General features: G+C 67.2%; 20 protein-coding genes and 1 tRNA gene. 5 read left to right on the forward strand and 16 right to left on the reverse strand.

Annotation, left to right across the window (positions count from 1 at the left end):
- Positions 1-188 precede the first annotated feature (188 nt).
- A tRNA-His gene (locus ACX9MO_RS01645) sits at positions 189-265 on the reverse strand.
- Positions 266-951: 686 nt separating this feature from the next.
- Between ACX9MO_RS01645 and ACX9MO_RS01650 the strand changes: the two genes are divergently transcribed.
- Positions 952-1158 (forward strand): DUF6324 family protein, encoded by a 207-nt coding sequence (locus ACX9MO_RS01650; protein WP_462213310.1) that lies wholly within the window; start codon positions 952-954, stop codon positions 1156-1158.
- Position 1159: 1 nt separating this feature from the next.
- Here ACX9MO_RS01650 and ACX9MO_RS01655 read toward each other — a convergent pair whose 3' ends face one another.
- Entirely contained in the window at positions 1160-1624 is a 465-nt protein-coding gene (locus ACX9MO_RS01655; protein WP_462213311.1) for an MmcB family DNA repair protein, read from the reverse strand.
- 364 nt (positions 1625-1988) lie between these two features.
- Here ACX9MO_RS01655 and ACX9MO_RS01660 point away from each other — a divergent pair, with 364 nt between their 5' ends.
- Entirely contained in the window at positions 1989-2813 is an 825-nt protein-coding gene (locus tag ACX9MO_RS01660) for a delta-class carbonic anhydrase (protein ID WP_462213312.1), read from the forward strand.
- Between the two features lie 24 nt (positions 2814-2837).
- Here the strand turns inward: ACX9MO_RS01660 and ACX9MO_RS01665 are convergent, their stop codons facing one another.
- The 7 genes from ACX9MO_RS01665 to ACX9MO_RS01695 all read right to left on the reverse strand — a co-directional run bounded on the left by ACX9MO_RS01665 (position 2838) and on the right by ACX9MO_RS01695 (position 7792).
- The gene (locus tag ACX9MO_RS01665; protein WP_462213313.1) at positions 2838-3143 is read right to left on the reverse strand and encodes a hypothetical protein; all 306 of its coding nucleotides are present in this window, start codon (positions 3141-3143) and stop codon (positions 2838-2840) included.
- A 108-nt stretch (positions 3144-3251) separates the two neighbouring features.
- On the reverse strand, positions 3252-3731 hold the full coding sequence (nusB, locus tag ACX9MO_RS01670; protein WP_462213314.1) for a transcription antitermination factor NusB: 480 nt from the start codon (positions 3729-3731) through the stop codon (positions 3252-3254).
- Between the two features lie 12 nt (positions 3732-3743).
- The gene (locus tag ACX9MO_RS01675) at positions 3744-4283 is read right to left on the reverse strand and encodes a 6,7-dimethyl-8-ribityllumazine synthase (protein WP_222492816.1); all 540 of its coding nucleotides are present in this window, start codon (positions 4281-4283) and stop codon (positions 3744-3746) included.
- 1 nt (position 4284) lies between these two features.
- Positions 4285-5421, reverse strand: coding sequence for a 3,4-dihydroxy-2-butanone-4-phosphate synthase (ribB, locus tag ACX9MO_RS01680; RefSeq protein WP_222492814.1), 1137 nt, complete (start codon positions 5419-5421; stop codon positions 4285-4287).
- Positions 5422-5595: 174 nt separating this feature from the next.
- Positions 5596-6564: an MBL fold metallo-hydrolase gene (locus ACX9MO_RS01685; RefSeq protein WP_462213315.1), complete on the reverse strand. Its 969-nt coding sequence runs from the start codon at positions 6562-6564 to the stop codon at positions 5596-5598.
- A 68-nt stretch (positions 6565-6632) separates the two neighbouring features.
- Positions 6633-7214: a hypothetical protein gene (locus ACX9MO_RS01690; RefSeq protein ID WP_462213316.1), complete on the reverse strand. Its 582-nt coding sequence runs from the start codon at positions 7212-7214 to the stop codon at positions 6633-6635.
- A complete protein-coding gene (locus tag ACX9MO_RS01695; protein ID WP_462213317.1) occupies positions 7202-7792 on the reverse strand; it encodes a riboflavin synthase in 591 nt (196 codons plus the stop codon). The genes ACX9MO_RS01690 and ACX9MO_RS01695 overlap by 13 nt, the downstream gene beginning before the upstream one ends.
- Before the next feature lie 211 nt (positions 7793-8003).
- Between ACX9MO_RS01695 and ACX9MO_RS01700 the strand changes: the two genes are divergently transcribed.
- From ACX9MO_RS01700 to ACX9MO_RS01710, 3 genes are all read left to right on the forward strand, one after another.
- On the forward strand, positions 8004-9308 hold the full coding sequence (locus ACX9MO_RS01700; RefSeq protein WP_462213318.1) for a capsule biosynthesis protein: 1305 nt from the start codon (positions 8004-8006) through the stop codon (positions 9306-9308).
- A 95-nt stretch (positions 9309-9403) separates the two neighbouring features.
- Positions 9404-10534 (forward strand): polysaccharide biosynthesis/export family protein, encoded by a 1131-nt coding sequence (locus ACX9MO_RS01705; protein ID WP_462213319.1) that lies wholly within the window; start codon positions 9404-9406, stop codon positions 10532-10534.
- Between the two features lie 8 nt (positions 10535-10542).
- Positions 10543-12579 carry a capsular polysaccharide biosynthesis protein gene (locus ACX9MO_RS01710; RefSeq protein WP_462213320.1) on the forward strand — a complete coding sequence of 679 codons (2037 nt, stop codon included), beginning with the start codon at positions 10543-10545 and terminating at the stop codon, positions 12577-12579.
- A gap of 201 nt (positions 12580-12780) precedes the next feature.
- On the opposite strand, the gene ribD is transcribed toward ACX9MO_RS01710, so the two are convergent.
- The 7 genes from ribD to ACX9MO_RS01745 form a co-directional block, all read right to left on the reverse strand.
- Positions 12781-13851 carry a bifunctional diaminohydroxyphosphoribosylaminopyrimidine deaminase/5-amino-6-(5-phosphoribosylamino)uracil reductase RibD gene (ribD, locus tag ACX9MO_RS01715; RefSeq protein ID WP_462214491.1) on the reverse strand — a complete coding sequence of 357 codons (1071 nt, stop codon included), beginning with the start codon at positions 13849-13851 and terminating at the stop codon, positions 12781-12783.
- A gap of 40 nt (positions 13852-13891) precedes the next feature.
- Positions 13892-14377, reverse strand: coding sequence for a transcriptional regulator NrdR (gene nrdR / locus ACX9MO_RS01720; RefSeq protein WP_222492798.1), 486 nt, complete (start codon positions 14375-14377; stop codon positions 13892-13894).
- A gap of 104 nt (positions 14378-14481) precedes the next feature.
- Positions 14482-14904: a secondary thiamine-phosphate synthase enzyme YjbQ gene (locus ACX9MO_RS01725; protein WP_462213321.1), complete on the reverse strand. Its 423-nt coding sequence runs from the start codon at positions 14902-14904 to the stop codon at positions 14482-14484.
- Between the two features lie 269 nt (positions 14905-15173).
- Positions 15174-15458: a hypothetical protein gene (locus ACX9MO_RS01730; protein WP_462213322.1), complete on the reverse strand. Its 285-nt coding sequence runs from the start codon at positions 15456-15458 to the stop codon at positions 15174-15176.
- Positions 15459-15832: 374 nt separating this feature from the next.
- Positions 15833-17812: an RNA polymerase sigma factor RpoD gene (rpoD, locus tag ACX9MO_RS01735; RefSeq protein WP_222492792.1), complete on the reverse strand. Its 1980-nt coding sequence runs from the start codon at positions 17810-17812 to the stop codon at positions 15833-15835.
- Positions 17813-17925: 113 nt separating this feature from the next.
- Positions 17926-19980 carry a DNA primase gene (gene dnaG / locus ACX9MO_RS01740; RefSeq protein WP_462213323.1) on the reverse strand — a complete coding sequence of 685 codons (2055 nt, stop codon included), beginning with the start codon at positions 19978-19980 and terminating at the stop codon, positions 17926-17928.
- 64 nt (positions 19981-20044) lie between these two features.
- Positions 20045-20638, reverse strand: a complete 594-nt coding sequence (locus ACX9MO_RS01745; RefSeq protein WP_222492788.1) for a TetR/AcrR family transcriptional regulator — start codon at positions 20636-20638, stop codon at positions 20045-20047.
- Between the last annotated feature and the right edge of the window lie 105 nt (positions 20639-20743).

The raw sequence follows: 20743 nt of genomic DNA on the forward strand, positions 1-20743 counted from the left end.
AAAGCCCTGCACAGGCAGGGCTTACGGGGCGGGGTGACAGGTGGCGCGCGCAGACACCGACAGGGGGTTCACCCTGGATACGCCGAGACGGTTCGGCGCAGGCAGTCCGGCGCACGATCAAGCGCCGCAAACGGACAGTCCGACGAGAATCGGTGCATCCGGAACGCGCGTTTTTGAGAAGGGGGAAATGGTACCGCCTTCCCGGTTTGAACGGGAGACCTCTGGATCCACAATCCAGCGCTCTAACCAACTGAGCTAAGGCGGCACTGCGGGGCGAGATACAGCCCTCTCGCCTCGATTGCAAGAGCGTGTGTCGGAAAAATCTCGGCTTCCCCGACGGACACTTCGAGCGCCAGCCGCCGGCTTCCCATCCTGCCGCCGTCCCGTCCGGGCCGGCAAAAGAAAACCCGCGCAATCCGACAAGGAAAGCGCGGGCCCGTTTGGCTTTGAACCTTGCGTCGGCCGAGAGAGGCGACGCGATCATAGACCGTGCCCCCTCCCCGGCTTTCGTACCACCGTCCCGCCGCTGACGCGGGAGGGTGAGGCCTCTGCCTGCCTCCTCAAAACACAAATGGAGGCGAACTTGTTAACCATCTCAGGATGTTTCCGAAATGCGGCAAAATTATGTCAACAGGTCTGGAACCATCCTCAGGTTTTGATTTTAAGAAGTATTACGTCAAGAGTCACGCAAGATTATATGTGTTCAAAGTCAACTACTTACGCACCCCCCTTTTTCGGAGGGGCGGGCCCTGCGTTTGCTTGTATACACATGACCACCCGTCGCGACGCTTCCAGTAACGCCGCGGGGCGGCAGTCTTTTTTCCACTTCCGGTGCAGCGCGACGCGCCGGGGAAACCGCAGCGCACCAGCAGCCCGCGGACCCCGAAACTGCCGGATCTTGCAACTTTTCGCTGTCCGCGATAGCCAGTCGCATTCAGTCAGGAGAGCGTCATGGGCATCGACACAGAACGCGACATCGAAGCGAATCTTCAGATCGGTCCGACCGACCAGGGCATGGTCCGCATCTTTATCGAAGCGGGTGGCACCGAGATCCCGATGGATTTCGATCCCGACGAGGCGCTGGAGATCGCTGAAGAGATCCGCGCTGCCGCCGCAGCCGCCGAGAAGCTTGCCAGCAAGGGCAAGAAGAAGCGCTGAGCTAGCGCGACACGCCGCCCTGCGGATCCCGCAGGGACTGCAGGCGGCGCGCCGTGTCGCGGGCGAACTTCAGCGTCAGCGCCTTGCGGCGCGCGCCGGCCAGCTTGTCCTCCAGCGCCATGCGGACAACCTCCCCGCCATAGGCATCCGCGATGATCAGCCCGGTTTCCTCCGGCAGGATCTCGACCGGGAACTCTCCGTCCACTGCCCAGAAGAAACGGTCGCACCATTGCAGGTAGCCCTGCCACTTCGCGTCCGACATGTAGTCGGCGCGGGAGGACTTGCATTCCACCACCCAGATCTCGCCCTTCGGACCCACGGCCATGACGTCGACACGACGGCCCCGCTCGGGCACGAATTCCTCGAGACAGGCAAAGTCATAGCCAGCCAGAAGGCGGCAGACGCCCCGCGCGATCAGCTGGCCGGGCTGCGGCGGTACGGAGGGAAGCAATGCGTCAGTACTCATCCGCCCATCATATGAACATAAGGTGAACAGAGGCAAGAGCGCAGCAGACACCTCTGCGCGAGCGACATGTGCACGACGGATTGCACCTCCCCCCTTGTCGCCCCCCTGTCAGAGGCCTATGTGGGGTCTTGGCGGGTGCTGCCCTTCTCGTGAACGGTTACATTCCGGTGGCCTTAAGCAAATCCGAGGGAGCTGGCTCTGTCCGAGCCCTGGTTCGGTTACCTGGCGCCCACCTGTATGAACAGGTCCTCGGGAATGCGTCAACCAAACGGTCGCGTGCGGGCCCGCCACTTTTCCATCCGCGTTCACGGTTCCGAAAGGACCGCTGCGGCATCCTCTCATGGATGCATGACAGGAGCGCAGGATGCCCTTTTCTCAGGCCCCATATTCCCCGCGCGCTTTGGTTCTGCGGGCCATCGCAAGTCTTGCGATGGCCTGCGGCCTCGCGCTGCCCATGCAGGCCGCCGATCTCTGCACCGGTTATGGCCCGCAGGCCCCGCGCGACATCGCCCTGCGCGCCGGGATCAACGCGCGGCACTTTTCCATGGCGCCCCCCGCCACGGATATGAACCTGTGCAATATCCACCTGCATGTGCAGGCGGAGCATTCCGGGCCGGGCTTCTCCCTCCCGGCTGGTGACGGCCCCCATGGCGGGTTTCGCTGCAACGACAGCGCCTACATGACTGCGGCGGAACAGGCGGACCCCACCGGCGGCGAGGGCCCCCTTCATGGCGTCGTGCCCGGGGACACGATCGAGGTGCACTGGGTCCACACGAGTTGCGATGTCCGCCCCGGCGAGGGCCTGGGCGCCTGTTCGAGTGACAGCTGCGCCAACCCCGAGTTGCGCGTGGAATCGCAGGTGTTCCTCGTGGTGAACAATGCCGACGCGCTGCAGATGTCGGATTTCGACTACCCCGGCGAGGCCGACGACCGTGGCCTGCACCAGCCCCGCGCGCTGCCCGAAGGCACCGGGGCACCTGTCGTGTTCCTCGGCTCAACCACCGGCCCCAAGTATTCGGAGGCCGCCTGCTCCCCCCTCCAGGTCACCTGGAGTGTCCGGCCGCAATGCGCCCGGATCGACATCACGTCCCTGCACGACTGGGCGGAGAGCAACGTCTTCAAGGAGGATCACGCTCATGGCGTGCGGGGCCTTGTTCGCGCGCCAGCGCTGTTATCCGCAATAGAGTGACCGGCCATAGGCGGCCGCCTCGCCTCAGCGGCGGGCCTTGGCCTCGGCGCGCACAGCTGCAGGTGTGTGGAACGTCACCGGCGCCCGGCTGCCGCCGCGCGGGGCGTCATCTTCGCGCAGGCGCATCACGGCGATGGCGAACTGGACCCCGGCAAAGACGATCCCGTTGGAAAACCACAGCAGGAATACCGCGAGCAGGCCGGAGGAACTGTTGCGGACAAGGTGACCCAGGTTGGCCACGTTGAAACCGATCAGCGCCGCCACGAAAAGCGCGGCAACGGCGAAGCCGATGAGGACATGGGTGATGTACAGACGGATGAGCTTGGGCATGACACGACTCCTGTCTCTGGAGACAAGAATACATTCAAGTGCCGATATATCAAGCCGCAGCCCTCCCCCGCGACCAAATGCGCAGGCGGAGGGCGATGCGCGAGGCGGTCAGAACGCCTCGGGCTTGGCCTCGCGGGCCATGTGATCCAGCACGGCGTTGACGAACTTCGGCTCCTTGCCTTCCGGGTAGAAGGCGCGGGCCACGTCGACGAACTCCACGATCACGACGCGCGGCGGGGCTTCGCCCTCGACGAACTCGGCCCCCGCGGCACGGAAAAGCGCGCGCAGGGTCGGGTCGATACGGGCGATCGGCCATTTGGCCACCAGTGCACGGTCGGTCATCTGGTCAATCTTTGCCTGATGGTTCACCGCGTCGCGCACCAGCTTGCGGAACAGCGACAGGTCGCCCTCCGCCATCTCGTCGCCATCGTAGACGGCGCCGAACCGGAAGTCCTCGAACTCCCGGCAGACCGCTTCGATCGTCTGGCCGGAGCGTTCCATCTGGAACAGGGCCTGCACGGCATAAAGCCGCGAGGCGCTGCGCATCTTGCGCTTCTGGTTGCCGGAGAGGGCGGGTCCTTCGGTCATGGTGTTCGCTTTTCAGGCCGTGGTGATGCCGCTGGCGATCTGGACCTCGTCCGAGGGACGAAATCCGACGCCTTCGCGCGGAGCGCCCCATTTGCGCGAAAGCGCCAGCAAATGCAAGGCCGCAGCGGCCGCACCGCCACCTTTATTCTGATCGGCCACGCGCGCGCGGACAAGCGCCTGCTCGCGGGTCTCGACCGTGAGGATGCCGTTGCCGATGCAGAGCCCCTGCAGACCCAGCAGCGTCAGACCGCGGGAACTGTCGTTGCAGACCGTTTCGTAGTGGGTCGTCTCGCCCCGGATGACACAGCCGAGCGCCACGAAGGCATCGTAGTTCGACATCCGCGCGGCCATGGCGATGGCAGTCGGGATCTCCAGCGCGCCGGGCACCTCGATCAGGTCGTGGGTCGCGCCCCAGCCCTCGATCTCGGCGCGGGCGCCGGCGATCAGTTCGTCCGCGATGTCCTTGTAATAGGGCGAGACGACAATCAGCGCCTTGGCAGGCTTGTCGAAGCTGCCGCGCGGCAGGATGTAATGCTGTTCGGCTGCGGCCATGTCACTTGTCTCCACTGATCCGGCGGGTGCCGGCGATATCGAGCCCGTAGGCATCCAGCCCCACGACCGAGGGCGTGCCGTGGTTGGTCAGCAGGGTCATGGCGCTGATCCCGAGCGAGGTGAGGATCTGCGCCCCCAGCCCGTATTGCCGCAGCACCTGCGGCGACACCCCGGCGTCGGCGTTCAGCTTCATATGGGTGTCGCGAAGCAGCACGAGAACCCCCCGGCCCTCCTCGGCGATGATCTTCATCGCGTCGCGGAATTCATCCGCGCGCCCCGACGGGCCGAGGCCCGCGACATCCTTGAGCGGGTCGAGCGCATGCATGCGCACCAGCACCGGCTCGGGCCCCGAGACATCGCCCTTGATCAGCACGATGTGTTCGGCGCCCTCGATGGCATCGGTGTAAACGCGCAGGGTCCATGTGCCGCCGAACTCGGCCTCGATCTCCTCCTCGCGGGTGACCTGCACGAGGTTGTCGTGACGGCGGCGGTATTTGATCAGGTCCGAAATCGTGCCGATCTTGAGGTTGTGACGCTGCGCGAAGGCCACCAGTTCCGGCAGGCGGGACATGGTGCCGTCCTCGTTCATGATCTCGCAGATCACGCCCGAGGGGTTGAGCCCGGCCAGGCGGCTGACGTCCACTGCGGCCTCGGTATGGCCAGCGCGGACCAGCACGCCGCCCTCGCGGGCGCGCAGGGGGAAGACATGGCCCGGCGTCGCGATGTCCGAGGCGGTCTTGCCCGCGTCGATGGCCACGGCGACGGTGCGCGCGCGGTCATGGGCCGAGATCCCGGTGGAGACGCCCTCGCGCGCCTCGATGGAGACGGTGAAGTTCGTCTCGTGGCGCGAGGAATTGTGCGAAGCCATCAGAGGCAGGTTCAGCTCGTCCACCCGCTTGCCAGTGAGCGAGAGGCAGATCAGCCCGCGCCCGTGGGTCGCCATGAAGTTGATCGCCTCGGGCGTCGCCATCTGCGCGGGAATGACGAGGTCGCCCTCGTTCTCGCGGTCCTCGTGGTCGACGAGGATGAACATCCGGCCATTGCGGGCGTCCTCGAGGATCTCCTCGATCGAGGAGATGGCGTCACGCCAGTCCCGTTCGACAGGGCCGGCGTCTTCGTAGGGTTGGGTGCTGGACATGGGTCACCTCGGCAAAACTTTCGGTGGCCTTACCGCAGACCGGCAGCGAAGGCTAGGCCGGCGGTCGGGCCGGGACGCACAGGTCCTGCGCAGCCCTGGCCCTTTCCCTAGCCCTGCCGCGGCAGCGGGGCCAGCCGTCCCGCGACCCTTGGCAGGCGCGAAACGGCGCCCCGGTCAGTCGAACTGCCAGAGCGCGGGGACGAAACGGTAGGCCGCGCCCTCCTCGACCACATGGCCCACCCCCGGGAAGGGGAAGTGATAGCCCAGGACCGTGCTGCGCTCTGCCGACACCTTGGCCAGCAGGCGCTGCCGGGTCTCCACCGCCAGCGGCCCGTCGGTGTCGGTGGTGTTGAACCACTCCGGCCGGGCGAAGTTCAGCCAGGCATGGGTCATGGCGTCCCCAAGGGCATAGAGCACGTCATCGCCGCTCTGCACCCGGACCGACATGTGCCCGGGCGTGTGCCCCGGCGTGGCGATCATCGTGACGCCGGGTACGACCTCGTGCCCCGCCTCCGCCAGCGTCCAGTCCACCCCCTCGGTCTGGAGCGAGTTGATCGCGCCGACGACGAACTGCTGTTCCTGCGGCTCCACCCGGTCCACGAGGCCGTCGTCGAGCCAGTAGGCATGTTCCGCCGCGCCGATGGTATAGGCCGCCCCGGGGAAGAGCGCCTCGTCGAATTCGTCGCGCAGGCCCCAGATGTGATCCGGATGGGCATGGGTGATGATCACATGGGTGATATCCTCCAGCCCCAGCCCGAGGGCATCGAGGTTCGCCACCAGCCGCCCGGCTGTGTCGAAGAATCGGTGGCCCGAGCCGACATCCACCAGCACCCGGGCGTCGCCGGTTTCGATCAGCAGGTGGTTGGTGTGGGAATAGCTCTGCTCCGGCGACAGGAAGTAGCGCGCCAGGAAGGCCTGTACCTCTGTCGGGTCGGCATTCACCCCCAGCGTGGAGGCCGGGATCCGGAAATAGCCGTCCGAGACGACGGTGAGCCGCATCTCTCCGAGGGTGAAGCGGAAATGCGCGGGGTTCTCGCCCGCGGGCGGTCCGAGCTCGGCCCGCAGGGGGCGGGACAGCCCGAGGGCGGGGGCGGCAGCGGCCAGCTTGAGCAGGTCGCGGCGGGTGGGGCGCAGCAGCGGCATGGGGATCTCCTCTCTCCTGCCGCGCAGCTTAGGGCGCGCCGCGCATCCCGTAAACAGATGCGAATATGTCAGCGCGTTTCCGGACCGAAATATCCCGCGCCCTCGAGATAGCCCGCCAGCCGCCCGGCCGAGGCCCAGGTCTCCTCCAGCGCGGTCTCCCCGATCAGCAGCACGGCGGGCCCCGGCAGGCGCGGATGGGCGGCGGCGATCATGTCGCGGGTCTCGGTCCAGCCGTGGAAGAGCCCCGGCGCGCGGGCGGCCTGCGCCAGCGGTTCGGGCGCGGTCACGGCAAGCGGCGGATGGATCAGCCCGCTGAGCAGGCAGTGCCGCACCGCCTCCAGCGCCGCGCGCCGGTCCTCGGGCAGCGCGCCCTCGCGGAAGAGCCGCAGCGCGTTGGAGGTGAAGAGCAGCGCCGCCACGTCGCGCCCGGAGACCGCGCGGACCGAAGCATAGGTCTTGTAGGGCAGCCCCAGCTCCTGCGCCCGGGCGATCCGCATCCGGACGATCGGCAGCGGCAGCTTGGCCTCGGGCCGCGAGGCACGGGCCCTGGTCCAGCAATGGACACGCCACGCCCGCCCGGCCTCCATGCTGGGGCCGTTGTTGTGCCCGGCCCCCGGCGGCGGAGGCGGCGTCTCTCTCAGTCCTGCCATTCCTGAAGCCGGGCCACGTAGCGGGCCATGGTGTCGATCTCGATATTGACCGCGTCGCCAACCTGCACGTCGTCCCAGTTGGTGACCGAGCGGGTGTGCGGGATCATGGTGATGGCGAAGCGGCGGCCCGACACCTCGTTCACCGTGAGCGAGACCCCGTTGAGCGCGACGGAGCCCTTGGCGGCAATGAACCGCGCCAGTTCCTCCGGTGCCTCGAAGAGCATCCGGATGGAGCCCCCCACCGGCGTCATCTCCACCACCCGCGCCGTGCCGTCCACGTGCCCGGCGACGATATGGCCGCCCAGTTCGTCCCCCACCCGCAGGGGGCGTTCGAGGTTGATCCGCCGGCCCGTTTGCCAGCCGCCGACGGTGGTGCGCGCCTGCGTCTCCTCCGAGGCCTCGACCGCGAACCAGTCGGGGCCGGTCTCCACCACGATCAGCCAGACCCCGTCGCAGGCCAGAGAGGCCCCGGGCGGCAGGGTGGCCGTGTCATAGGCCGTGCGGATCTTCAGCCGCAGCCCCGGGGCATCGCTGCGCTCCACGAGGGTGCCGATATCGGTGACGAGGCCGGTGAACATGGGCTTTCTCCTTCGTTTTCCTGCCTAGCCAAGGACTTGCTCCGCCACAAGGCCCCCGTCGATCCGCCGGTCGGGTCCGGCGCGCGGTGCGGCAACGGGCGGCCGCCCTGTCCCGCGCCGGGACGCGGCAACAATACGCCCCGGATCGCCTTATTTTTGCCGAAGAAGAAAGCTAGTGACAGGCTGAGACAACAAGTGATTTCCTGTATCCATGCCCCAGCAATCCCCCCCTGTCCCGGCGTCGAACCGGGTCTTCCTCTTCCTGCAGGGGCCGCACGGGCCCTTCTTCAACCGGCTGGCCCGCATGCTGCGACGCGCCGGGACGCAGGTCTGGCGGGTGGGGTTCAACGCGGGCGATCAGGCCTTCTGGCGCGACCGGGCCAGCTACATTCCCTACCAGGGCAGCGCCGAGGACTGGCCCGATACCTTCGCAAAGCTGGCACAGCAGAAGCAGGTCACCGACATCGTGCTTTACGGTGACACGCGGTCGATCCACGCCGAGGCGGTGAAACGCGCGCGCGCCATGGGCCTTCAGGTCCATGTCTTCGAGGAAGGCTACATGCGACCCTACTGGGTCACCTATGAGCGCGGCGGCTCCAACGGGCACTCGCGGCTGATGCGCATGAGCGTCGAGGAGATGCGCCGCGATCTGGAGATGTCCGACATGGACACGCCCCTGCCGCCCGCGAAATGGGGCGACATGCGGCATCACATCTTCTACGGCGCGCTCTACCACTGGTTCGTGATGTTCCGGAACGGGCGCTATGCCAGCTTCCGTCCCCACCGGGCCCTGACGGTGACGCAGGAGTTCCGGCTCTACATCCGACGCCTGCTGACCCTGCCGTTCACGGCGCTGGAACGCTGGATCGCCACGTGGCGCATCCGCACCGGCGGCTTCCCCTATCACCTCGCCCTGCTGCAACTGGAACACGACAGCTCGTTCCAGATGCATTCGCCCTTCTCCACCATGACCGAGTTCCTCGAGGTGGTGATCAAGGGCTTTGCCGAGGGCGCACCGCTGCATCATCACCTCGTCTTCAAGGCGCATCCGCTGGAGGACGGTCGGGTGAACCTGCGCGCCGATGTCCGGCGGCTGACCGCGCAATACGGCCTCAAGGGCCGTGTCCACTACGTGCGCGGCGGCAAGCTGGCGCAGCTGCTGGCGGATGCGCGCACCGCGGTCACCGTGAACTCCACTGCGGCGCAGCAGGTCCTGTTCAGGGGCATTCCGATCAAGGTCTTCGGCGATGCGGTCTATGCCAAGCCGGAGTTCGTCTCGACCCAGCCGCTGCCCGAATTCTTTGCCCAGCCGGGCCGCCCGGACCGCAAGGCCTATCAGGATTATCGGCGCTATCTGCTTGAAACCAGCCAGATTCCCGGCGGCTTCTACTCGGCCCGCGCGCGCCGGCAACTGCTGCGCCTCGTGGTGGACATGATGCTGGCCCCCGAAGACCCCTATGATGCCCTGAAGTCGGGCACCGCGGCACCTCGGCAACAATTGCGGCTCGTGAACTGATCCCCACAAAAGACGGGACTGGTTTTTAAGACTGGATTCCGCTAGTTTACGAGCAAAACTTGAGGCAAATAATAATAGGTCGAGGAGACCGAGCAGTGAAACCCCTTGCAAACCGCTGGGCGAGATCCGTCGCCCTTTTGGCCATTGTGGGCCTCGTCGCCGCTTGTGGCCTGCCCCGCACCGGTCCGACAAAGAAGCAACTTTTCTCCGGGTCCGTCCAGCGTGAGGGCGATGCCTTCGTCGTCTCCGTGAACGATCGCGTGACCCGTGCCACCGCCGTCGTGCCCGCGCTCGGCTTCTCGGACAGCTTCGTGAACGCCGGTCAGGTCGGCTCCGACACGATCCAGCCCGGCGATACGCTGGGCCTGACGATCTGGGAAAACGTCGATGACGGCCTGCTGGCCGACGAGGGCCTGAACTCCACCGCGCTCGAAGAGGTGCAGGTCGACGGTCAGGGCTTCATCTTCGTGCCCTATGCCGGGCGCGTCAAAGCCTCGGGCAACACGCCCGAAGCGGTCCGCCGGCTGATCACCACCAAGCTCGAAGAGCAGACCCCGGACCCGCAGGTGCAGGTGCGCCGGCTCGCAGGCGACGGCTCCACCGTCAGCCTCGTCGGCTCCATCGGCGCGCAGGGTGTCTACCCGATCGAGCGCCCCACCCGCACGCTCTCCTCGATGATTGCCCGCGCCGGCGGCATCACCATCGAGCCCGAGATCGCCCAGATCAGCGTGATGCGCGGCGGCCAGAAATCCACCGTCTGGTTCCAGGACCTCTACAAGAGCCCCCGCTTCGACATCGCCCTGCGCGGCGGTGACCGGATCCTGATCGAGGAAGACACCCGCTCCTTCACCGCGCTTGGCGCCACCGGCCAGCAGGCCCGCGTGCCCTTCGAGAGCCAGAACCTCTCGGGCCTCGAGGCGATCGCGCAGGTCGGCGGGCTGATGGCAGCCTGGGCCGATCCCACCGGCGTCTTCGTGCTGCGCAACGAACCGGCCGAGATCGCGAACCAGGTGCTGGGCCGCAACGACCTCGTGGGGGAACAGCGCATGGTCTACGTCCTCGACCTGACGCGCCCCAACGGGATGTTCATGGCCCGCGACTTCGTGATCCGCGACGGCGATACGCTCTATGTGACCGAGGCACCCTTCGCCCAGTGGAACAAGACGATCTCGATGCTGACCGGGTCGCTGACCACCATCAACACGATCGACTCCATCGCCAACTAAGGCGCGGAATGATCGAGCATATCCATGATGATGCCGCCGGCGGGTCCTCCCGCCGGCGGCTGCATTTCTATACCGCCGGTTTCCTGCGCCAGCGGCGCCTGCGGCGCATCCTGACACTGGCAGGCTATGACCTGACGCTGGGCCGCCCCGCCCGCCGGATGGGGCCGGACGACCTGATCGCGGTCTGGGGCCGGGCCGCCTATGCCCACCGGGGAGAAGCCGTGGCCGAGGCAAGCGGCGCATCGCTTCTCAGGATCGAGGATGCCTTCCTGCGCTCGCTCCAGCCCGGGCGCGCCGGGGAACCACCGCTTGGCCTGCTGATCGACCGGCGGGGCGCCTATTTCGATGCGGCACAGCCTTCGGACCTCGAGGTGCTGCTGGCGAGCCATCCGCTGGATGACACCGCGCTCCTGAACCGCGCCCGTGGCGGCATCGCCCGGCTGCGCGAGGCCCATCTGACCAAGTATTCCGCCGTCGATCCCGAGGCGCCCCTGCCCGCGCCGGGCTATGTCCTCGTCATCGACCAGACCCGCGGCGATGCCTCCGTCACCCATGGCGGGGCGGATGCGAACACCTTCCGCGAGATGCTGTATTACGCGCAGGAGGAAAACCCCGGCGCGCCGGTGCTGATCAAGACCCACCCGGAGACCGCGCAGGACCACCGGCCCGGCTATTTCACCGATCAGGATGCCAGCGAGCGCGTCACGCTCTTCTCCGATCCGGTCAGCCCCTGGGCGCTACTGGAGGGGGCCGTGGCAGTCTATGTCGTGACCTCGCAGCTTGGCTTCGAGGCGATCCTCGCGGGCCACCGCCCGCGCGTCTACGGCCAGCCCTTCTACGCCGGTTGGGGCCTGACCGAGGACCGCCACCCCCTGCCCCTGCGCGCGCCGCGCCGGGGCCGCAGCCTGACCGCGGCACAGCTCTTTGCCGGGGCGATGATCCTCTACCCCACGTGGTACGATCCCGCCCGCGACCGGCTGGCCACGTTCGAAGAGGCGCTCGGACAGTTCGAGGCGCAGGTCCGGGCCTGGCGGGAGGACCGCCACGGCTGGGTCGCCCGGGGGATGCGGCTCTGGAAGCGGCCGTTCCTGCAGGACTTCTTCGGGGGGCAGCGCCGGGTGCGCTTCTCCGAACGGGACGCCGCGCCGCCCGCCCGCACCATGGTCTGGGCCGGCAAGGCCACCGAGGGCAGCGACGCCTGGCGGCTGGAGGATGGCTTCCTGCGCTCGCGCGGGCTGGGGGCGGAACTGGTGCCGCCGCTGTCGCTCGCGCTCGACGACCTCGGGATCTACTACGATCCGACGCGCGAGAGCCGCCTCGAACGGATGATCGCCGCCCGCGCCCGCCTGCGCCCCGATCAGCAGCTGCGGGCCGAGGCCCTGACCCGTGCCCTCGTGGCGCGCGGGCTGACCAAGTACAACCTGCCCGGCGACGATGCCGCGCTGCCCGAGGGGTACCGCATCCTCGTGCCCGGACAGGTGGAGGACGATGCCTCGATCCGCCTCGGCGCGGGCGAGGTCCGCACGAACCTTGCGCTCCTGCAGGCCGCGCGCGCGGCCAACCCGGAGGCGGTGATCCTCTACCGCCCGCATCCGGACGTCACCGCCGGGCTGCGGCCCGGCGCGGTGCCGCCCGAGGATGTCATGGCGCTGGCCGACGCCGAGGTCGCGCAGCACGACATGGCGCAGTTGCTGGAGGCAGTGGACGAGGTCTGGACCATCACCTCCCTCACCGGCTTCGAGGCGCTGCTGCGCGGGCGGAGGGTGACCGTGCTCGGCGCGCCCTTCTATGCCGGATGGGGCCTGACCCGCGACCTCGGGCCGCTACCGGAACGGCGGCAGGCCCATGTGACACTCGCAGGCCTCGTCCACGCGGCGCTGATCGACTACCCGCGCTACCGTGATCCGGTCAGCGGGCTGCCCTGCGCGGTGGAACTGGCGCTGGAGCGGCTGGCGGAGGGCGCGATCGGGCGACGCGGGCCGGGGCTGCGGCTGCTGGCGAAGGCGCAGGGGCTGCTGGCGAGCCGGGCGTCGCTCTGGCGGTGAGGGAAGAGGGGGCTGTCTGCCCCCCGGCCCTGCGGGCCGTCCCCCGAGGATATTTGGGAACAGTGGATGAGGGGGCTGCGGTTCGGTGACGGACCTTCGGCGCGGGAGCGCCGAGGGAGCGCGGGGGCTGGCGAAGCCTCCAGAGGCTGCCCGTGGCGGTGATCCGGGGCCTTGAACCGGCAATATCTCGTCAGGTGGTCCCTAACAGGTGGCGCGGTGCCAGCGGTGCATCACGTCACCGCCAAGGGGGCGGGTTTCGCGCAGGGTGAAGCGCGGGGCCTCGGCGAGGCGGTCGATGCCGAGCGCACCGAGACCGGGGCGGCCTTCGGCGCCAAGCGCTACGCCGGCGGAGAAGACGATGAGTTCATCGACCAGATCCGCCTGCAACAGCGAGGCGGCGAGCGCCCCGCCACCTTCGCAGAAGACCCGCGTGAGGCCGGCGCCGCCGAGCGCCTGCAGCACCGCGGCGGGATCGAGCTGACGGTCGCGCAAAGCGCAGGAAAAGAGCCGGGCCCCCAGCCCCTGCCATGTCCGCACCAGCGTCGCATCGGCATCGGCGCCGTGGCAGAGCCAGACCGGCACTTCGGTTGCGGTGCGTGCCAGTTGTCCCAGCAGCGGCAGGTCGAGACGGCGCGAGACCACGACGCGGACCGGCTGGCGGGTCACCCCCATGCCCCGCACGGTGAGCGCGGGATCGTCTGCGCGCGCCGTGCCGGCCCCCACCATGACCGCGTCGTGGCGATGGCGCAGCAGGTGGACGTGGCGGCGGGCCTCGGGCCCCGTGATCCACCGGCTTTCACCGCTGGCCGTGGCAATCCGCCCGTCGAGGGAGAGCGCCAGTTTCAGCGTGACGAGGGGGCGGCCCTGTTCGGTGCGCAGGAAGAAGCCCGCGTGATCATGCAGCGCCTCCTGCGCGAGCAGCCCGGTTGAGACCTCGATCCCGGCCTTGCGCAACAGGGCAAAGCCCTGACCGGAGACGCGGGCATCGCTGTCCTCCAGCGGGGCCACGACACGGGCCACGCCCGCCGCGATCAGCGCCTCGGCGCAGGGCGGCGTCTTGCCATGATGGGCACAGGGTTCGAGGGAAACATAGGCCGTGGCGCCGCGCGCAGCGTTGCCCGCCTGTGCGAGCGCCATGGGTTCCGCATGGGGGCGCCCGCCCGGTTGCGTCCAGCCGCGCCCCACGACGCGGCCGTCCTTGACCAGCACGCAGCCGACCGCCGGGTTCGGCCAGGTCTGCCCGCGTCCGCGACGGCCCAGCGAGAGGGCCATCGCGAGGAAGCGGCGGTCGTCAGTCTCGCTCACGCCCGGCTCACGTCTCGTCGCCGGGTTTGTCTTCGGGCAGGACTGGGGGACGCAGTTCGCTCACGAAGCGATCGAAGTCGTCGGCAGCCTGGAAGTTCTTGTAAACACTCGCGAAGCGCACGTAGGCCACGGTGTCGATCCGGGCCAGGGCCTCCATCACGATCTCGCCGATCACCTTGGAGGGGATATCCGTCTCGCCCATGCTTTCCAGACGGCGCACGATGCCGCTGATCATTTGGTCGATCCGCTCCGGCTCCACCGGGCGTTTCTGCATCGAGATCCGGATCGAACGCTCCAGCTTGTCGCGGTCGAAATCCTCGCGCCGTCCATTGGACTTGATCACGACGAGATCGCGCAGTTGCACGCGTTCATAAGTGGTGAACCGCCCGCCGCAGGCCGGGCAGAACCGCCGGCGCCGGATGGCCGCGTGATCTTCCGCCGGGCGGGAATCCTTCACCTGGGTATCAATATTGCCGCAAAACGGACAGCGCATCAGCCGGTCCCCTTTTCACTTCCGCCTCGTCACGTTGTGGGGTTATGCCCCAACTTATCCACAGCGACTATAGGACAGCCACGAAGCCTTGGGTAGTGCCGAATTCAGTGGCCTAGATGTGCTGCGACCTGACGGGCATGGGGCGCACGCCGATGCTCGAAGAGATAGAGGCCCTGCCATGTGCCGAGGCTCAGCCGCCCGGCGCGGACCGGGATCGAGAGGCTGACCGGCAGGAGCGCCGCCTTGATATGGGCGGGCATGTCGTCCGGCCCCTCGTAGGTGTGGGTCAGATAGGACATCGCGGGATGATCGGAGGGCGGCACGAGGCGGTGGAAGAACTCGGTCAGATCGGTGCGCACTTCCGGGTCGGCGTTCTCCTGGATCAGGAGCGAGGCGGAGGTATGGCGGACGAAGAGCGTCAGCAGCCCTTCGTCCGGATCGATCCCGCCGACCCAGTCGGCGACCTGTCGGGTGAACTCGTAAAGGCCGGGGCCGCGGGTCGGGATCGTGAAGGTGGTGTGGGGCATGCTGCCTGCCTTGGGAACTCGGCTTTGGAACTCAGGGGGACTGTCGGGGCCCGGAACGGGGCGACGATCAACAGAAGCCTAGCCCGGCCCCTCCCCCGCGGGCAAGCAGCCGACCCGGGCCACTCATCCGGTCGCCGGGGCGAAGTCACCCGGGCCAACACAGGCGCAGCCATTCATGTGGCTGCGTCAGCTCTCGGATAACGATGGCATGGTAAGCTCGGCTCAAAGAACCCGGCGCGGAGAACTCGGCGCCGAGACGTTGGCGAAGATCACTTCGCCACGCAGCGCACGGGCGGCGCGGGCGGCATGTCCGAGGACATCTGCAGGGCGGCGCTGCCGTCAACCGGCGGCTGGAAGACATTCGCGATCGTAAGCACGCAGCGCCCGAGGTCCTCGGGGGCGACCTCGATCAGCACCGGTTCGGAGGGATCATAGTATTCCGACGGCGAGACGAGATCATTGTGAGACCCGTCAATTACGGAATAGGCCGCATAGGCGGCGGAAGCAGTCGCCGCGACGGCGACGAATGTGAGAGAAATGATGGCCTTGCGCATAATCGCACCCTTCGTTCTTCGATAAAATAACGTCCCGATGGCGAAAACGTTCCAAGGCCATGAGACGAGAAAAGGGATAACAAGGTCTTTCGCCCGGACGCCAGTCAGGGATTCCGGACCCTGACGTCGCGATGCGGTGCAAGATCAGCGCAGGACGCCGGCCCAAAGGCACGCAGTGTCGCGGCCGACCCGCGCCAAACGGCACCCCAGCGCGCCGCGCCCTGCTATGCGGAGCGCTCGTGGGCGTTGCCCGCTTCGGGCGGGCGACGCGGCGGTGGGCACAGGCAATGCGACACGGGCAAAGCACCCCCGGCAAAGCAAAAGGCGCGCGGGGGGCCGCGCGCCTTTCAAATCTCTGCCGTTGACCGGCGGGTTTACTGGTCGAGGAACGACCGCAGCTTGCGCGAGCGGCTCGGGTGCTTGAGCTTGCGCAGCGCCTTGGCCTCGATCTGACGGATACGTTCGCGGGTGACCGAGAACTGCTGGCCGACTTCCTCGAGCGTATGGTCGGTGTTCATGCCGATGCCGAAACGCATCCGCAGAACCCGTTCCTCGCGCGGCGTAAGCGAGGCCAGAACGCGCGTCGTGGTCTCCTTCAGGTTTTCCTGAATGGCGCTGTCCAGCGGCAGGATCGCGTTCTTGTCCTCGATGAAATCGCCCAGTTGGCTGTCTTCCTCGTCGCCGATGGGCGTTTCGAGGGAGATCGGCTCCTTGGCGATCTTCATCACCTTGCGGACCTTCTCGAGCGGCATCTGCAGCTTCTCGGCCAGTTCCTCCGGGGTCGGCTCGCGGCCAATCTCGTGCAGCATCTGGCGGCCCGTACGGACCAGCTTGTTGATCGTCTCGATCATGTGGACCGGGATGCGGATCGTGCGCGCCTGGTCCGCGATGGACCGGGTGATCGCCTGACGGATCCACCAGGTCGCGTAGGTCGAGAACTTGTAGCCGCGGCGATACTCGAACTTGTCCACGGCCTTCATCAGGCCGATGTTGCCTTCCTGAATGAGATCAAGGAATTGCAGGCCGCGGTTCGTGTACTTCTTGGCGATGGAGATCACGAGACGCAGGTTCGCCTCGACCATTTCCTTCTTGGCCTGACGGGCCTCCTTCTCGCCCTTCTGCACCTGCTGGACGATGCGGCGGAATTCCGAGATGTCGAGACCGACGTAGGTGCCGACCTGCGCCATGTCGTTGCGCAGTTCCTCGACCTTGTCGGCGGAGCGTTCGAAGAACATCTGCCAGCCGCGACCGGCCTTCTCCGACATGCGGTCCATCCAGTTCGGGTCCAGCTCGTGACCGCGATACTCGTCGATGAACTCGCGCCGGTTGATGCGGGCCTGGTCGGCCAGCTTCACCATGGCGCTATCGATCTGCATGATCCGGCGGTTGATGCCATAGAGCTGGTCGATCAGTGCCTCGATCCGGTTGTTGTGCAGGTGAAGCTCGTTCACCAGCTTCACGATCTCGGAGCGCAGCGTCTGGTACTCGGCCTCTTCCTCGGCGGAGAAGGAGCCGTCCTCGTTCAGCGTGGCGCTGATCCGGCTGTCCTGGATCTCCGACAGGGTGGCGTAATCGGAGGCGATGCGGTCCAGCGTTTCGAGCACGCGCGGCTTCAGCGCGGCCTCCATCGCGGCCAGCGACATGTTCGCCTGATCGTCCTCGTCATCCTCGTCGTCGGAGGAAATCGGGTTGCCGTCCGCGTCGAGCTCCTGCCCCTTGGTGCGCTCGGAGTTGGGCGCGGTGGAGACGTTGGCCGCGTCCACGACCGGCTCCTCTTCGTCGCCCAGCTGATCGCCGAAGGTGGTTTCGAGGTCGATCACGTCGCGCAGCAGAATGTCTTCGGAGAGAAGTTCGTCGCGCCAGATGGTGATCGCCTGGAAGGTCAGCGGGCTTTCGCAGAGCCCCGCGATCATCGTGTTGCGACCGGCCTCGATCCGCTTGGCGATGGCGATCTCGCCCTCGCGCGACAGCAGTTCGACGGAGCCCATCTCGCGCAGGTACATTCGCACCGGGTCATCGGTCCGGTCGAGCTTCTCCTGCGTGCCAGAGGACAGCGCCACATCGCGGTTCGAGTTGGTCTCGACCACGGCGGTGGACTTCTGTTCCTCTTCCTCGACCTCGTCGTCCTCGATGATGTTGATGCCCATTTCGGAGAGCATCGACATCACGTCCTCGATCTGTTCCGAGGAGACCTGATCGGGCGGGAGAACCTGGTTCAGCTGGTCATAGGTGATGAAGCCACGCTCGCGCGCTTCCGCAATCATCTTCTTGACCTGTGCCTGGCTCATATCGAGCGAGACTTCCTGCTCCTGGTCTTCCTGCTGGGTCTCTTCGGTATTGTCCTTGGCGGCCATGCGGTGCTCCTAAAAGCGGGCTCGGGATGATTCGATGATCCGAATCAATAACGCGAATCCGCGATTCGCACACCCGTTTACCCCGTTTTCTTTATATTTGCGTCACCAAGTCATCACTTGCGCGTCTTGGTGAAGCGAATCGTTTCCATCAGCGCATCCAGCGCACTGCGTTCTTCCCGGTTGATTCGGGCGCCATTCGCACCCAGGTCGTACTCGGCCTTGTCCTCCTGCATGGAGCGAGCCGCACGATTTTGCGCCTGTGCAGCCTCGCCCAGACGATAGGTCAGGGTCTCGTCCGCAGGGCCGTCGAATTCTTCCAGCGCCTCTTCTATTTCGCCACGCAGCCCATGCTGGGCGGACAGCTTGGCCAGTTCCTCGGCCACCGTCATGCGGGCGATCTCCACATCCCCGCGGCGGCGCACCGGGGGCGTAAGCGCCACATGGGGATTGGACAAGAAGGAATCAACCGCGTGGGCGCCCATTTCATAGGCGATCGCCTCCTGCAGGGCCTCCGATCCGTTGCCCGCATGGGTCAGGATCAGGCGGCGCAGGGCGGCGTGATGGGGGTCTGAACAGCTCATCCGCTCGACCTGCATGTCGAACTCCAGCACCAGCTCCGGCGTCAGGATCAGCGCGGCGAGGATCACCGCCTCGCGCAGGCGCTCCTGCACGCTGTCGTCGTCCATTGCCAGCGGCGAGGCCTTGGTCGAGGCGGTGGGCGGCAGCGCCACGTTGCGCCCGCCCGGCGACCACGGCTTGCGCGACCCGCGTTTGCCGGAGAAGCCACCGCCTCCGTTGAAGCCACCGCCGTTGAACCCGCCCCCGTTGAACCCACCGCCAAAGCCCCCCTCCCCGCGGCCGTGGCCGTCGCGGCGGCGCTTGAAGAGATCCTGGCGCAGGTCGAAGATCGCATCCCCGTAATGGCGGCGCAGCGAGGTGTCCTTGATCTGCTGCAGCTTCAGCCGCAGCGTCTTGTCGAGCGCGGCACGCCGTTCCGGGCTGTCGAAGGTCTTGCCCTCGACTTCGCGCTGCCAGAGCAGGTTGACCATCGGCAGGGCGCCTTCCAGCACCTTCTGCATGGCCTCGGCGCCCTCGGCCTTGATCAGGTCGTCGGGGTCCTTGCCTTCGGGCATCAGGGCAAAGCGCAGGGCACGGCCCGCCTCCAGCAGCGGCAGGGCAAGGTCGATCACCCTGAACGCGGCACGGAAGCCCGCGGCGTCGCCGTCCAGAGCGACGACCGGCTCCGACGACATCTGCCAGAGCATCTGGAGCTGGTGTTCCGTCACCGCCGTCCCCAGCGGCGCCACGGCCCCGCCGAAGCCCGCCTCCACCAGCGCGATCACGTCCATGTAGCCTTCGGCCACGATGACCGGCTGGCCCTTGCCCGCAGCGGCCCGTGCGGGCCCGTGGTTGTACAGCGAGCGGCTCTTGTCGAAGAGCGGCGTTTCCGGCGAATTCAGGTACTTGGCGCGGGCATTCGGGTCCATCGCGCGACCACCGAAGGCGATGCAGCGGCCCCGGGCATCGCGGATCGGGAACATGATCCGGTCGCGGAACCGGTCATAGGGCGCGGCATTGCGGCCCGGCTCGTCCGGCTTGGCGCAGATGCCGGCCTCGACGATCAGATCGGGGGAAATCCCCTTGGCGGTGAGATGCTGGAAGGCGCCTTGCCGGGCATTGGGCGCAAAGCCGATCTCGTGCCGTTGCAGCGCCTCGCCGCGCAGCCCGCGGCGTTCGAGGTAGGCGCGCGCCTCGGTGGCGGCCCCGGTGGAGAGCTGCATCCGGTAATATTGGACCGCGGCTTCCATGACCTCGACCAGCTGGCTGCGCTTGTCAGCCTTCTTCTGCGCCTGGGGATCCCGTTCGGGCATCTGGAGACCGGCCTCGCGGGCGAGGATCTCCACCGCCTCCATGAAGCCGGTATTCTCGGTCTCGCGCACGAAGGAGATCGCGTCGCCCTTGGCGTGGCAGCCGAAGCAGTAGTAGAAGCCCTTCTGGTCATCCACATGGAAAGACGCGGATTTTTCATGGTGGAAGGGGCACGGCGCCCACCAGTCGCCCTTGGCCTGGTTAGATTTCCGTTGATCCCACATGACCTTGCGGCCCACGACCTGGCTCAGGCTCAGGCGGGTGCGCAGTTCATCAAGGAATCCGGGTGGCAGGCTCATACAGGGAATATCGGTCCGGGGGCGGGGTCTGTCCAGAGCCGCGCGAGATCTCGCTTGGGTCCGGTCAGGGCCGCCCGCCTACAGCGCCGAGCACGAGGGCGCAATAGATCTCTTCCAGTTCGGCCAGCGTCAGCTTGCCGCCGGGCCGATACCAGGTGGTGACACCGGTCAGCATGGCGATCAGCGCCCGGGTGCTGACCCGCGCATCGGTGATCTGGAAGGCCTCTGCCGCCTGCCCCGCACACAGGATCGCCTCCAGATGCGCCTCGTAGCGGGCCCGCATCGCCTCCAGCGTGGCGAAGTTCTCCTCGGTCAGGTTGCGCAACTCCATGTAGGAGATGAAGACCTCGTCGGGCCGGGCGGAGTGGAAGCGCAGGTGGAACCGGGTGAAGCCCTCCAGCGCCGCCACCGGATCGGCGGGGCGCGGCTCGGCCTCCAGCGCGGCCAGCAGCTCCTCCATGTGGACCGTCAGCAGGTCCATCAGCAGGGACTGCTTGTCGCTGACGTAATTGTAGAGCCCGCCGACCTGCATCCCCACTTCCGCCGCGATCTGGCGCATGGAAACGGCAGCATAGCCCTGACGGGCAAAGAGCGTCAGGGCCGCGGCGCGGACGCGCGGGCCGGTCTGGGCGGCGAAGGAACCTTGGGTGCGGGCCATGCCGCCCTTTCTACCTGCCCCCCCGGCGCGTTCAAGCGGGTATCCGGCGCGCGGCCGCCCGGCGCCTCTGCGCGCTTGCAAGCGGACGGGGCTTGGGGCAATGAA

Source organism: Pseudooceanicola profundus, assembly GCF_054919315.1.

Bases quoted from the DNA above. Each gene is read 5' to 3' on its own strand.
- ACX9MO_RS01730 (WP_462213322.1), bottom strand. From the start codon at position 15,458: ATGCGCAAGGCCATCATTTCTCTCACATTCGTCGCCGTCGCGGCGACT.
- ACX9MO_RS01675 (WP_222492816.1), bottom strand. From the start codon at position 4,283: ATGGCCGCAGCCGAACAGCATTACATCCTGCCGCGCGGCAGCTTCGAC.
- dnaG (WP_462213323.1), bottom strand. From the start codon at position 19,980: ATGAGCCTGCCACCCGGATTCCTTGATGAACTGCGCACCCGCCTGAGC.
- ACX9MO_RS01655 (WP_462213311.1), bottom strand. From the start codon at position 1,624: ATGAGTACTGACGCATTGCTTCCCTCCGTACCGCCGCAGCCCGGCCAG.
- ACX9MO_RS01710 (WP_462213320.1), top strand. From the start codon at position 10,543: ATGATCGAGCATATCCATGATGATGCCGCCGGCGGGTCCTCCCGCCGG.
- ACX9MO_RS01745 (WP_222492788.1), bottom strand. From the start codon at position 20,638: ATGGCCCGCACCCAAGGTTCCTTCGCCGCCCAGACCGGCCCGCGCGTC.
- ACX9MO_RS01700 (WP_462213318.1), top strand. From the start codon at position 8,004: ATGCCCCAGCAATCCCCCCCTGTCCCGGCGTCGAACCGGGTCTTCCTC.
- ACX9MO_RS01665 (WP_462213313.1), bottom strand. From the start codon at position 3,143: ATGCCCAAGCTCATCCGTCTGTACATCACCCATGTCCTCATCGGCTTC.
- ACX9MO_RS01660 (WP_462213312.1), top strand. From the start codon at position 1,989: ATGCCCTTTTCTCAGGCCCCATATTCCCCGCGCGCTTTGGTTCTGCGG.
- ACX9MO_RS01695 (WP_462213317.1), bottom strand. From the start codon at position 7,792: ATGTTCACCGGCCTCGTCACCGATATCGGCACCCTCGTGGAGCGCAGC.
- ACX9MO_RS01725 (WP_462213321.1), bottom strand. From the start codon at position 14,904: ATGCCCCACACCACCTTCACGATCCCGACCCGCGGCCCCGGCCTTTAC.
- ACX9MO_RS01650 (WP_462213310.1), top strand. From the start codon at position 952: ATGGGCATCGACACAGAACGCGACATCGAAGCGAATCTTCAGATCGGT.
- ribD (WP_462214491.1), bottom strand. From the start codon at position 13,851: ATGGCCCTCTCGCTGGGCCGTCGCGGACGCGGGCAGACCTGGCCGAAC.
- ACX9MO_RS01685 (WP_462213315.1), bottom strand. From the start codon at position 6,564: ATGCCGCTGCTGCGCCCCACCCGCCGCGACCTGCTCAAGCTGGCCGCT.
- ribB (WP_222492814.1), bottom strand. From the start codon at position 5,421: ATGTCCAGCACCCAACCCTACGAAGACGCCGGCCCTGTCGAACGGGAC.
- ACX9MO_RS01690 (WP_462213316.1), bottom strand. From the start codon at position 7,214: ATGGCAGGACTGAGAGAGACGCCGCCTCCGCCGCCGGGGGCCGGGCAC.
- rpoD (WP_222492792.1), bottom strand. From the start codon at position 17,812: ATGGCCGCCAAGGACAATACCGAAGAGACCCAGCAGGAAGACCAGGAG.
- nusB (WP_462213314.1), bottom strand. From the start codon at position 3,731: ATGACCGAAGGACCCGCCCTCTCCGGCAACCAGAAGCGCAAGATGCGC.
- nrdR (WP_222492798.1), bottom strand. From the start codon at position 14,377: ATGCGCTGTCCGTTTTGCGGCAATATTGATACCCAGGTGAAGGATTCC.